The sequence below is a fragment of the Paenibacillus sp. MY03 genome (genome assembly GCF_002165585.1).
GTDB classification, from domain to species: Bacteria; Bacillota; Bacilli; order Paenibacillales; family Paenibacillaceae; genus Pristimantibacillus; species Pristimantibacillus agaridevorans.
Genome location: NZ_MXQD01000001.1, coordinates 192,441 through 206,159 on the forward strand (window position 1 = coordinate 192,441; position 13,719 = coordinate 206,159).

General features: G+C 50.0%; 9 protein-coding genes. All 9 read left to right on the forward strand.

Features of this window, described 5'->3' with window-relative positions:
• Position 1: 1 nt before the first annotated feature.
• The gene (locus B1748_RS00615) at positions 2–862 is read left to right on the forward strand and encodes a carbohydrate ABC transporter permease (protein WP_087565924.1); all 861 of its coding nucleotides are present in this window, start codon (positions 2–4) and stop codon (positions 860–862) included.
• A 35-nt stretch (positions 863–897) separates the two neighbouring features.
• Entirely contained in the window at positions 898–2,943 is a 2,046-nt protein-coding gene (locus B1748_RS00620) for a YIP1 family protein (RefSeq protein WP_087565925.1), read from the forward strand.
• Positions 2,936–5,239, forward strand: a complete 2,304-nt coding sequence (locus B1748_RS00625; RefSeq protein ID WP_087565926.1) for a DUF5696 domain-containing protein — start codon at positions 2,936–2,938, stop codon at positions 5,237–5,239. Before B1748_RS00620 ends, B1748_RS00625 begins: the two co-directional genes overlap by 8 nt.
• A gap of 2 nt (positions 5,240–5,241) precedes the next feature.
• A complete protein-coding gene (locus B1748_RS00630; protein WP_087565927.1) occupies positions 5,242–6,126 on the forward strand; it encodes a carbohydrate ABC transporter permease in 885 nt (294 codons plus the stop codon).
• A 16-nt stretch (positions 6,127–6,142) separates the two neighbouring features.
• Positions 6,143–7,108 carry a carbohydrate ABC transporter permease gene (locus tag B1748_RS00635; RefSeq protein ID WP_087565928.1) on the forward strand — a complete coding sequence of 322 codons (966 nt, stop codon included), beginning with the start codon at positions 6,143–6,145 and terminating at the stop codon, positions 7,106–7,108.
• An 89-nt stretch (positions 7,109–7,197) separates the two neighbouring features.
• On the forward strand, positions 7,198–8,574 hold the full coding sequence (locus B1748_RS00640; RefSeq protein ID WP_087565929.1) for an ABC transporter substrate-binding protein: 1,377 nt from the start codon (positions 7,198–7,200) through the stop codon (positions 8,572–8,574).
• 53 nt (positions 8,575–8,627) lie between these two features.
• Positions 8,628–9,491, forward strand: a complete 864-nt coding sequence (locus tag B1748_RS00645; RefSeq protein WP_087565930.1) for a sugar phosphate isomerase/epimerase family protein — start codon at positions 8,628–8,630, stop codon at positions 9,489–9,491.
• A gap of 36 nt (positions 9,492–9,527) precedes the next feature.
• The gene (locus B1748_RS00650; RefSeq protein WP_087565931.1) at positions 9,528–10,586 is read left to right on the forward strand and encodes a Gfo/Idh/MocA family protein; all 1,059 of its coding nucleotides are present in this window, start codon (positions 9,528–9,530) and stop codon (positions 10,584–10,586) included.
• 54 nt (positions 10,587–10,640) lie between these two features.
• Complete coding sequence (locus tag B1748_RS00655) at positions 10,641–13,532, forward strand: discoidin domain-containing protein (RefSeq protein ID WP_087565932.1); 2,892 nt, start codon at positions 10,641–10,643, stop codon at positions 13,530–13,532.
• The last annotated feature ends 187 nt before the right edge of the window (positions 13,533–13,719 follow it).

Sequence of the window (13,719 nt, forward strand, 5' to 3'; positions counted from 1 at the left end):
GATGATTTTAACGTTACGAAAATTGCGATTCAACAAAGTGATGTTGTTGATGGGACTGACGGCTTTGGCTGCATTTATGATGTTGCCCATCGTATTTTTATTCAATCATGCATTCAAGCCGCTTAACGAGTTGTTTCTATTCCCGCCGCGGTTTCTTGTCAGTCAGCCGACATCACAAAACTTCGAGCGGCTATGGAGCTCCACTTCCGGCGATCTGGTGCCGTTTACGCGTTATTTGTTTAATAGCATGCTTGTGGTTGTTGCAACTTTAATCGCTGTTGTGGCAGTCAGCACGATGGCAGCTTATGCGCTCGCCAAATTTAAATTTCACTTTCGCACAATAGTTATGGCACTGATTTATGTATCGCTCATGTTTGCGGCGGAAACGGTGCAAATTCCGAGGTATCTCATCATTAGCGGAATCGGGGTCAGCGATACTTACTTCGCGCATATTCTTCCCTTTATCGCAGCGCCTGTATCGGTGTTTCTACTGATTCAGTTTATTACTCAAATACCGGATTCTCTGCTGGAGGCAGCAAAGATAGATGGAGCGAAGCAATGGACGTTGTTTACGCGGATTGTTATACCGCTGACCGCTCCAGCCATAGCAACTGTTGCTATTCTTACCTTCCAGGCCTCCTGGGGCGATGTGGAAGCATCTACCTTATTTATTCATGAAGAAACACTTAAGACATTGCCTTATTACGTGCAGACCTTAGGCAATGCCGCACAGAATGCCGTCTCCGGCCAAGGCATGATGGCAGCGGCTGGACTGCTGCTGTTTATTCCGAATTTGCTGGTGTTTCTGCTGTTTCAGAATCGTGTAATGGAAACGATGGTCAGCTCGGGAATTAAAGAATAACCGTTCGGCTAAGCAAACAGGAAGGAGGAGCTACAGTGCCGACAGCTAGAAGATTAATCGGTTTAATAGGCATTCTGTGCCTGCTCTGTCCGGCGCCGGCATTCGCCTCATTGCCATATTGGACCGAGTATTTTATCCCGGATCAGCATGATGTATGGGAGACCCAGCCCGTATATACACCGGTAGTTGCAATGACAGGCAAAGGAAAAGAGGGGCAACCTGCCTTCTCGGAACCTAATGATCTATTTATATCTCATAACGATCAAGTGTACGTAGCTGATACTGGCAATAATCGAATCGTGATTCTAAATCCGGATGGCGACTTTGCCAGACAGATTGCACCGGAGGATGGGGAAGGAAAGCTCAGTAAGCCTGAGGGTGTATTCGTCACGGGAGATGGAACCGTCTATGTGGCGGATACTGGAAATCAGCGAATTGCAGTATTTGATAACGAGGGCAGCTTCCTAAAGGAGTATCGCAAACCAGTAATGGAGCTGCTGCCGGATTCCTATTTCTTTGTGCCCCGAAAGATCGTCGTGGATACAAGAGGAACACTATACATCGTATCAGCAGGCTCCTATCAAGGGATTGTACGCATGAATGCGAATGGCGACTTTACCGGCTTCTTCGGAGCTAATAGGTCGACGATCACGTTCACGCAATGGATGCAGCGTCAGATTCTGTCTGCTGAGCAGTTAGCAAGAGTAACCGCAGTCCGGCCAGGAGAATCCAGCAATATAACGCCTGTGTCCGATGGTTTTCTATTGACGGCTAACTCGGGTGTAAACAGCGGCCAGATTAAGAAATTGAACGCTGGCGGAGTAGATATGCTGAAAAATAGAAGCTTTCAGAATCTGGACCAATTAGTTGATGTAGCAATGGATGCCAATGGTTTCATGTATGCCGTTTATCGACATAGCGATGGAGCTATTAACATCTACGATCCTCAAGGTCAGGCGCTCTTTCGTTTTGGAGGTATCAGCACAGATTCAGAGCGGCTTGGCCTATTCAGCTTTCCGACGTCTATCGCACTTAATTCACGTCAAGAGCTGTGGGTGGCAGACAGTAAGTTGAATATAGTGCAAATTTTTGAACGAACCGAATTCGGTGATTCGGTGCTGCGTGCAATGGACTTATATGACAAGGGATATTATACGGATGGACAATCGCATTGGGAGCAAGCTATCGCGCTTAATGAAATGCTCGACGCCGGTTATCGCGGACTAGGTAAAGCGGCCTTGAAGGAAGGGGATTACGATGAAGCATTGACCTACTTCAAGCAAGGGACAGATCCCGAAGGTTATTCGGATGCCTTCTGGGAAGTGCGTCTAGATTGGATCCAGAAGAACTTGTTGCAGGCGATTGCCATCATCGCAATGATTTGGGCCGCATCGGCCTTTTCGCTCCGCAGGCAAGCTACGAAACAATGGTGGAAGAGAATCACCGAGAGACCGCAAATACAGACTTATGTCCAAGAGTGGGGAGACTTCCGATATCTGCTATTGCATCCATACGAGGGCTTCTATCGCTTGAAGGAACGTCGTATATCCATGGTGACGTTAATGACCATTATGCTTGGGGTTATACTGCTCACCATCGGAAGGACGTATTGGACTGGGTTTTCCTTCGATCCGACACCACTGGAGCTTCGTGACCCGATATGGCCGATACTGATCGTGCTAGGAGGCTGGTTGACCTGGGCAGTGGCCAATTATCTCGTGAGTACGGTCAAGGATGGGGAAGGACGGTTCCGAGAGGTGATGCAGGCAAGTACGTTCGCGTTTGTCCCTTATATCACGTTTATGCCGATCTATTTGGTTCTGACGAATGTGATCGTACTGGAAGAGAGGGTTGTAGCGGATTCACTGCTTACGGTCATGTGGATGTGGATAGCCATGCTTATGTTAGTCATGACCCAGGTCATTCACAATTTCGATTTCATGGAAGCTATACGAAACTCGGCAGTAACTCTGCTGACGATTGGAGTCATTTGGATTATGCTCACAATTTTGACGGCGCTCGGCTACAACGTTTACAACTTTGTCTATGAGTTCTCGCGGGAGGTAATCCAGTATGGATGAGCAGCCGCAGGTCAATCGAGAGTTTGAGCAGACAGCCAGGGCTCATGTCGCAAGCCATACGAGACGTATGACGAGAACGAAGCAAGGTAAGTTGATGCTGGCCGTAGCGTCAGCCGTTGTATTGCTTGTCGGAGGATGGCTGATCTCTGCTGGCCAGGAGCGAATTCCTTCGCTTCGGGAGATGGGCCTCGCACTCGCTGAGCCGGAGTTGAGACCGTTGTCAGGCGCCTCATCCTGGCAACCAGGAGCTAAAGATGGTGAAGGTTATGCAGTGGCCATCGATAATGGAAAGTATGCGTTGTCCATCCATTCGATTACGAGCGCGATCAAGCTCCTCAATTACGAGACCGGTTATGTATGGCGAAGCAATCCGCCGCAGGAGAAATTAGAGAGCGAGACCGTTAAAGGTACACTGCTTGCCAATTTGAAGTCGCCATTTATGTTGGAATATCACGAAGAGGGCAAGAGCCAGCGGTTGATTGTCAATAACGCAGATAAAGATTTGGCCATCGATTACCAGCTCGACGACGAGAGGCTGCAGGTAAACTATTGGTTCAACAAGCAAGCCATCGGCTTTAGTCTTCAATATCGCCTTACGGCTTCCGGAATGGAGGTTCGAGTACCAGATGCGAGCATCCGGGAGGAGGGTGCGAATTTCATTGTATCCCTACAGGTATTGCCTTTCTTTGGAGCAACTCGTAATGAAGAGCAGGAAGGTTATTTGTTTGTACCGGATGGCCCTGGCGGCCTGATCTATTTTGACGCTGATCGAACCATTGCCGGCCGGGGCTATCGTTACAACGCATATGGAGAAGACTGGACAATTCGAGCAGCGAGTACTGAGAATGTGCGCGAGAGTCTGGTCACTTATCCTGTCTTCGGTATCAAGCATCGGGATGAAGCATTCGTGGCAGTGCTCAAGGAGGGACGATTCGAAAGCCGTATTAAAGGACAACCGGCAGGGATTGTATCGAGTTACAACACGGCTGTCGCGGAATGGATTTACCGCGAGGAATACGGCCAGAAGCTAAGCAAGCTTACTCCCCCCATCAATACGATCCAGAAGGAACGAATATCTGGTGATCGAGTAATTGAATACCGATTGCTTGATGGGAAGGGGGCCGGATATGTGCAGATGGCTCACTCCTATCGGGAATATTTGCAGGAAGCGGGAGAGTTGCCGGATCAAGAAGCAATTACAGAGCAATTGAGCGCATCTATTGGACCATCGTCGGAGATGCCGTTGCTTCTAACCATTGTTGGCGGCAGCACGGGCGAGTCGCCAGTAGGTGACAAGTATGAAACAGCCACTACATTTGGTCAGGCAGAACAAATCATTGAACAATTAGAAGCCGAGGGAATTGATAACATAGAGGTTATTTTAAAGGGCTGGCAGCAGGGGGGAGAACTTGGCGTTGCTGATATCTTCCCTGTTGAAAGGAAGCTGGGAGGTACTGCCGGAGCCCAAAAGTTTATAGACATGGCCCATTCGTTTGGATACAAAGTGTTGTTTGATCAAAATTTTATTTGGTACAACGACAAAGCATCCGGCATCTCAGCGAGGACCGATGGTATTCGAGCAATGGATGGCACTGTTTTTACGTACTCGGGAATGTTTGTGATGACGCCTAGCCAGTCAGTTGGTTTAGCGTATGAGGCTATTAATCGGCTTGAGAAGCTGGGAGCGGATGGTATCGCATTTTCAGAATTCGGCAAGCGGATTTATAGCGATCGTCAATCTGATCGGGTGGTCACACGCGAGCAAACTGCACATCTGTTTGGCGCGGCTATGAATTATGCTCGCGAACGACTAGGAAAAGCAGTGGCTGAAACTGGAAGCGATTATATTTTGTCCCATACAGAACTCATTCAAGAGCTGCCTTTCGAAACGAGTTATGACTTAAACGTGGATGAGACGGTTCCCTTTTATCCCATTGTCCTTCACGGTTTGATTCCATATTCTTTTACGCCGGGCAACATGCGCGCTCGTTATGACGATCATTTCTTGAAGGCGATTGAATACGGAGCTATTCCATCGTTTGTTGTAACCCATGAGCCTTCAATCTCCATTCGCTTTACGTTGGATAATGATCTGTATAGCACACATTTCGCCAAATGGAAGGATCGAATCGTCGAGGAGTATCGGGCATTCAGTCAGCTTGCCCCATTGCAGGGGAAAACAATCGTCTCACATCGTCGGCTGGAGGACGGTGTGTACGAGACAGAATACGAGGGAGGTGCGCGGGTCATTGTCGACTATAACGCCTCTACATTTCAAGTAATCGGGGGGGATTGAGTATGGCACGACAATTCAATGCCCAAAGAGAACGCTTTTTATACAAATGGAAGGACTACAGCGCGGGTTTTCTGTTCCTTCTCCCTTGGACAATCGGATTTATCGTTTTTATGGCTTTTCCGATTGGATGGTCGCTGTTTATGAGCGTGAATAACGTATCATTTCAATCGACTGGCATGGCGTATACTTTCGTCGGGCTTGAAAATTTCCGGCGAGTGCTGGTGGAGGATAGTGAATATTCTGTAAAGTTGCTGATGTATTTTCAGGAAATTGTATTAATGGTGCCGCTTATTATTATTTTTTCGTTCCTGGTATCGATTCTGCTTGCTCAACAGTTCAGAGGGCGTACGTTCTATCGGGCTTTATTCTTTTTACCGGTTATATTCGCAACCGGACAGGTGCTTATGGAGCTGTTTAGTCAAGGGCAGGGGGAGCTCCCCTTCATCGCACAATATGGACTGGAAGGTATTGTATATGAAGCGGTGGGAAGACAATTTGCTGAACCAGTTCTCGGAGTAATGAGCAAGGCAGTTATTATTTTGTGGTATTCAGGCGTGCAGATTCTTATTTTTATTTCCGGTTTTCAGACCATTCCGAAATCTATTTATGAAGCAATCCGTATTGACGGTGCTTCGCCGTGGGAGAGCTTTTGGAAAATTACGCTGCCTGGCATGAAGCCGTTCATTGGGCTTTGCACGCTGTACACGTTAGTAGACATGTTCACCTTTCCGTTCAATCCGATCATGGAACTGGTAAGCAAACATATGTTTTTGCAGAAAACCGGATACGGCTATTCCAGTGCAATGGCTTGGATGTACTTTGCCATCGTGCTCGTGCTGATGTTAATCGTTGTCTGGTTTACGAGCCGGACGCGTCAAGCGAAGTGAAAGGAGAGTATCCCATATGAAGTTGCAAACTCGTATGCAGCCGTTGCTTGCATTCGCTCGGCGCAAGCAAGGACAGCGTGTACGCCTTGTGCTGCTAGGCAAGCATACGAACGATGGTCTCATCGCCAAGCTGTTGCTGTATGCCGTACTCAGCATTGTCGCATTTCTTTACTTGCAGCCATTGTTATACGTTTTATCGACCATGTTTAAAAGCTTAAGCGATCTTATCGATCCGACGGTCAAGTATTTGCCCCGTGACTGGACCCTCGGTAATGTCGCCAAGGCTTGGGTAGGACTTGAATATCCGAGTGCGTTTGCGAACACGCTCGTCATTGCGCTGTTTTGTTCCATCATCCAAGTCATTGTATGTGCCATAACCGGTTATGGCTTGGCCAGGCTTCATTTTCCAGGACGCGGGCTGTTGTTTTTTTTGGTCGTGTTGACTTTTCTGATTCCTCCTCAAGTTTACGTCATCCCGCTATTCGTCATTTATGGGAAGCTGGGACTTTTGAATACGCCTTTCGTCTTTCTGATTCCGGCCTTATTTGGGCAGGGACTGCGAAGTGCGCTGTTTATTATCATTTTCCGGCAGTTTTTCCTTGGGCAGCCGAAGGCGTTGGAGGAAGCGGCCAAGTTGGATGGTGCGACGGTCAATCGGCTATTTTGGCGAATTATGCTGCCGCTCGCTTCGTCGGCCTGTATAGTTGTATTCTTGTTTTCCTTTATATGGTACTGGAACATGTATTACGAAGCATCCATGTTTCTTTCCAGTGACTTTACTCCTTTGTCGATCCGGTTGGATAGTTTGGAGCAGGTTCTGACCGGGAATACGATGACCCACTTTAACATCAAGCAAAACCCGGTAACAGAAGGAGCAAAGATGTCGGCGGTATTCCTGATCCTGCTTCCTCCAACGTTGTTATATATGTTTGCGCAGCGTTGGTTTACCGAGGGTATCGAACGGACAGGGCTGGTGGAGTAGCGACGGAGGCAATGAACGGGAGGTGAGGAGGATGTAATCGCAGCAGCAGGAATGGAGCGGGAGTACAAAAAAAATTGGAGGTCATACAAATGAAAAGAAAAGTAATCTATAAAAACAAACTTGCATTGATACTGACAGTATTATTAATTGCATTATCCATCTCTGCCTGTTCGGGCGCCAACAACGAGAATACACCGCCGTCTCCTGCAGCCACTCAAGAGGTTAAACCGACTGAAGATACTCCCGAAGCGACTGTGGCGCCTGAAAACCGCGATCCGGTAGAGCTGACATTGGTTACGAACTGGACGGGAGAAGAACCGAATATAAAAGCCATGTTCGAGAACTTCAACAAGCTCTATCCATGGATCACAGTGAAGTTCGAGACGGTGCTGGAGGGGGCAGCCGCAATCGTTGCGAAAGCTGTTGCATTACAAGCTGCCGGCACGCCTGCAGATATGATTATGCCAGGAGAGCTGACATCCGGCGCGGAGCTGTACGAAGATTTAACTCCCTATATAGAGAACGATCCCGATCTTCGTGATCTTCCTTTCCCGTCAAGCTTTATGAACACTTTTAAAGTGGATGGCAAGCAGTTGGCGTTGCCGGGCTCCAATGCGGCTCCTTTCCTGATGTTTGTCAATAAGGATCTGTTGGAGAAACATGGTCTGGAGATGCCGGCCGCGGAATGGACCTACGACGATTTGCTGAAAATGGCACAGCAGGCAACCGACCCGGCAGCCGGAGAGTGGGGGTTGGATTCCTCTCCGAATGTAGCCCGTATTCTAACGAGCAGTCTAGCCATTGCCAATGGCAGCGCGGGCAGCCATACGTTCATGAACGCCGATGGGACCGAAAGCGTGGCGAATACGCCAGCCGTATTGGCGGATGTGCAATGGGTGCAGGAATTGCAAACCAAACATCATGTCGTTCCGAACCGCCAGCAAGCGACCGAGCAAGGGTTAAGCGACGCCTTTATGCAAGGGAAAGCGCTGTTCACCGTACAAGGACCATGGATGACCGGCGTCTACAAGGATGCGCCTTTCGAATGGGATGTACTTTCTTTGCCGTACGGAACAGAGAAACAAGCGACATTGCTGTTGACTGCTCCATTCGTTATGCTGAGCGCCTCTAAGCACAAAGAAGAATCAATGTTGTACTACAAATATTTAATGTCCGAAGAAGGCTTAAAGTTCTCCATCGATTGGGGGGATTCGCCGTGGGGACTGAGCGCGGAGCTGCAGGAGTATTTGTTTACGAATGCTTCGGCTTGGCAGGGCAAAAACATCGATGCGATTAAACAATTGTATAACGGAGAGCCTTGCTGCGCCGCACAGGGTATGAATGTTGTCGATTATGGCGAATACGTGACTGCTATCGATGGTGGATTGGATCAAATCCTGTTCGATGGTGCTTCGATCAATGATATATTCATTCCAGCTGCGGATCGGTTTAATGCAACGAGATAAGCCGTCACGGCGAACGGTCGCTGAGACTACGTATTACAGAGAGGAGAAGTCCGATGAAACTGGGGATCAGCTCATACAGCTTGCATAGAGCGCTAGGAGAAGGCGGTACGACCATTGTCGATTTAGTGCAATGGGTGGCGGACAATGGGGGTGAGCATATCGAGATCGTGCCGATCGGATTTTCGTTAGACGAAGACCCGAGGTTGGCCGAACGGATCCGGCGCAAGGCGGAGGAGGTCGGAATCGACATCTCCAATTATGCGATTGGCGCCACGTTCCTGCAGCCAGATAAAGACAGCTATCGCAACGAAATCGACCGCGTGAAACGTCAGGTAGATATCGCCCATACTTTGGGAACGAGCCATATGCGCCATGACATCGGCTCGCGACCCATTCCAGAATCGACGATTCAGAATTTCAATCGGGATCTGCCCTTGTTCGTGGAAGCATGCAGGGAAGTCGCCGACTATGCGAGCCAATATAACATGACGACGAGTGTGGAGAACCACGGTTATTACGTACAAGCGAGCGACCGGCTTCAGGCGCTGGTTTCCGCGGTGGACCGGCCGAACTTCCGTACGCTGCTCGATGTAGGCAATTTTATGTGCGCGGACGAAGATTCGGTGACAGCGGTCAAAAAAAACCTGCCGATCGCTTCGATGATTCATCTCAAGGATTTTCATCTTCGTCCAGGAAACCGTGATTACGGAGAAGGCTTCTTCCCAACGCTGGGCGGCAATCTTCTCCGAGGCACGATCGTCGGTCAAGGGGATATTGATCAGCATGAGGTCATCCGCTTGATCAAGCAATCCGGGTACCAGGGCTATATTTCGATCGAATACGAGGGGCACGGTCCTTGTTATTACGGTTCCAAGGTCGGTATGGATAACGCCCGCAGAATGTGGAATGAAGCGTAATTTATCACAGGGAATAGAACAGGGAGGCTACAACGAATGGGGAAGATTGGAATAGGCGTAATCGGTGCAGGAAGCATCTCGAACATGCACCTCAGCAGTTATACCGCCAATACGCATGCCGAGGTGATAGCCGTATGCGATGTCAATCGCGAACGCGCTGAACAAGTAGCGGCACAGTACCAGATAAAAAACGTTTATACCGATTACAGAGAGCTTTTGGCCGATCCGGAGGTCGATGGCGTCAGCATCTGCACCTGGAACGATACCCATGCTGAATTTGCGATTGCAGCGTTGGAAGCCGGCAAGCATGTGCTGTCGGAGAAGCCGCTGTGCCAGACGGTGGAGCAAGCGAAGCAAATCGAAGAAAGCGTGCGGAAGAGCGGGAAAATATTTCAGATGGGCTTCGTTAGGCGCTTCGACAACAATGCCCTAATCGCCAAAAAAATTGTGGACAACGGCGATCTCGGCAATGTGTATTATGCCAAGGCCTCTTGTCTGCGCAGACTGGGCAATCCTGGAGGTTGGTTCGCAGACAAGCAGCGCTCGGGCGGCGGACCGTTGATCGATATCGGTGTTCATATTCTCGATCTCAGCTGGTATCTGATGGGCCGGCCCAAGGTCAAGTCGGTCAGCGGCTCCGTTCATTACGATCTGGGTAATCGTGCCAATGTTCAAGGGCTGGAATTTTATAAAGCGGCTGACTACGACGCGAGTAGCAACACGGTAGAGGACCTGGCGACTGCGTTCATCCGCTTCGAGAACGGGGCAATCTTGGTCTTGGATGCCAGCTTTACGTTGCATGCCAAAAACGATGAAACGTATCTGAAGCTGTTCGGCGACAAGGGAGGAATGGAAGTGGATCCAGCTCTTTTGGTGGTATCGGAGAAGTACGACACGATCTTTAATCTCCAGCCTCAGTTGAAAACGCTTCACCTTGATGTCTACTCGGCGTTTCAGAATGAAATCGATCATTACATCGATTGCATCCGGACAGGGAATACACCTCTCAGCACGGTCGAGGATGGCGTTGAAGTGATGAAAATGCTCTGTGCTATCTATGAATCCGGGGCAACGGGAAAGGAGATTTACTTCTAGCCGGGCTGCTAAGGCGAGCGCCGCAAGACTATCCAACATTAAGGAGGCTTGTGCATGGTGAAACGAAGCAAAAATATCATGATTCTGGTAAGCATGTTGGCACTGATCATCGTTATGGGGGGAATGCTTGAAAACAACCGGACATATGCAGCCGATTATTCGGTTGAGGTTTGGAACGTCTCCGAAATTACGCTTACCAGTACCCAAGCGTATTCCGATCCATTTAACGATGTAGTTGTTGAAGCAAGCTTCTACGGACCTGGGGGAGCGCTCATTACTCGTCCGGCATTCTGGGATGGAGGAAACACCTGGAAGATCAGATTTGCTCCGACGGCAACAGGTCTGTGGACCATGTCGACAACAGCTTCCGACCCTTCGGACACGGGACTTCACGGTATTTCGCTTACGATCCAGAGCGACTCCTATACGGGTAGTCATGACATTTACGAGCGTGGTTTTTTGAAAGCTAGCGACAACGGAAGATATCTTGTTTATGCAGACGGGACGCCTTTTTTCTATCTGGGTGACACACACTGGACCATGCCGCATGAGCGATTCGACACTTCCAATGTACCTGGTGTGGCCTCCCAATTCAAATATACGGTCGACAAGCGGGTACAGCAGGGCTTCACCGTTTATCAGTCGCAGCCGATTTGGCAACCCCATGGAGGAGGCAGCCACTTGGGAAGCGACGAAGAAGCTGTGGCCAATTTGACTGACGGCTTTACCGCTGCCGATCTGGCGGGGTTTCATAACCTAGATCGTAAATTCGACTATATTGCGAAGCAGGGTCTCGTGCATGCGGCGGCCCAAGTGTCCTGGGTGGGAGACCCGGCGAATTTCCCCCTTGTCTTTACAGAAGATTTTATGGCCAAGCTCGGCCGATATTGGGTTACACGATATGGAGCTTACCCGGTGATCTGGACGATCGGCCAGGAAATAGATAAAAATCTGTACGGTGCATACGACGCCACAACGATCGAGAAGTGGTTTGCGGTGGGCAAAGGCATTGCGGATCATGACAGCTACGGTCATTTAATCATGCCGCATATGGAAGGAACGAGCGTGACTACGGCGGCGAATTCCTGGTGGATGGACCAGCCGTATCACGGTGGGTGGGCGACCCAAATGTCCATCGGCATGGACGGAATGAGTACGGCCAGAACGTTTTGGGAGGCGCCAATCGCGAAGCCGGCAGTTCTGTACGAAACTGGATACGAAAACTTCTGGGCCGATGCCAAAGGTGCGCTGGGCGCGGGCTACAAAGCTTTCCAATACGGCATTTTTGGTTATGGTTACGGCGCTGCGGGCGTATGGAACGACATCTATTCCAAACCGGGAGAGCCTGCGGACTATGGAACCGAATACGAATTGCCGCTACGTTACTATTGGTGGTACGACGGGGCCAATTTGCGGACGGCAGACCAGCTTGCTTATTTCAAACAATTTTATACGAGTCTGGAATGGTGGAAGCTGACGCCCCGATTTGACAGCAGTACCTGGTCCGCTTTTGTCACGCCAGAGCACAGCCTGTTGTCGACGGACGGCAACGAAACCTACGTCGCTTATTTTTTCGGGTCGGGTACATCGACCGGCACTCTAAAAAATATGTCGACCTCCGCAACCTATACAGCTAAGTGGTACGATCCGCGCAACGGTCAGTATACTGCTCTCGATACATTTAAGGCCCCGTCCGGTACTTGGACGGTTCCCAATCGTCCTACATCCGATGAATGGATGCTTCTTGTGAGCAGTGAGCCGACCGCAAGCAATGAAGGAGCGACGAACCAGGCGGCTTACAAACCGGTCGCTGTATCCGGCAGCAGTGCAGGCTTCGGCTCTGAATTGGCTGTCGACGGCCTTTACGATACGAGCTGGATAGCCGGATCAGGTGTTGTCCCGCAATGGCTGACGGTGGATCTTGGCGGCATTAAGCAGCTGGAGTCGATCGAAACCGGCTTTAATCGCGAGGATACCTGGAATTACAAGCTGGAGGGCTCGCTTGACCAGGTCTCTTGGACGACGCTGGCGGATCATACCGCGGCGGGGAGAACGGCCAGGGATATGTCGGACAGCGTAACCGGCGATTATCGATTTGTACGCATAACGGTGACCGGTTTTCTTGCCCCCTCAATGGTCGCGATATCCGAGTTCCGGATACTCGGATACGATGAGTTCGAGCTGCTCTCGCGTAATAAAACGACGGCGGTTTCGAGCGATAACGGCACGGGGTGCAGCGGCGGTAAAGCGGTAGATGGCAACGACGTCACCTATTGGTGCGCGGAAGATGATGCCATGCCGCAATGGCTTTCAGTCGATCTGGGCGTGCCAAGCAGGCTGGAGAAAATCGTTATGAATTTCTACGGACACACGACCTGGAAATACAAGCTGGAGGGATCGTTGGACAGTGTAACGTGGACGACGCTGGCTGACAGAACGGTCAGCGGAGTAACGGGGCAGACGGCAAGCGACGAGGCTAGCGGCATCTACCGTTATGTACGCATAACGATTACAGATTCTGGACATTGGGCGGCGATCCGTGAATTCGACGTTTACGGCAAGCCGAATGCGGCTTCCGGCAAGCTCGCTACGGCTTCGTCCATAAGCGGGATTGGCTACGAGGAAGACAAGGCGCTGGACGGTCTCGCTTCGACTTATTGGTGCGCTTCGGATGGTACGAAGCCGCAGTGGCTGAATGTGGATCTAGGATCTTTGCACGACTTATCTGAAGCTCGTATTCACTTTTATAGTCTGGACTCGTGGAAATATAAACTGGAGGGCTCGTCGGACGGCAGCAGCTGGTCGGTACTGGCCGACCATACGGCTTCGGGCGTATTGGGACAAATGACTGCCGATACGTTGTCAGGTTCATACCGTTACGTTCGAATCACGATTACGGATAGCGTGAATTGGGCGGCGATCCGTGAATTGGAGCTGTATGAGTAGTCAACATATCGTATAGGCGCAGGAACGTCAAGGCCGAACGCAAAGCTGGAGATGTCGGATCCGACATTTCCTGCTTTGCTTATACGATGGAGCGATATGCCGCTTGCAGGCTGCGATACGAAGAAACGAATTGGAGGGCAATACGTGATTTGATGCTGGATTCGCAACAAACTTCTGCTTAAGGAGA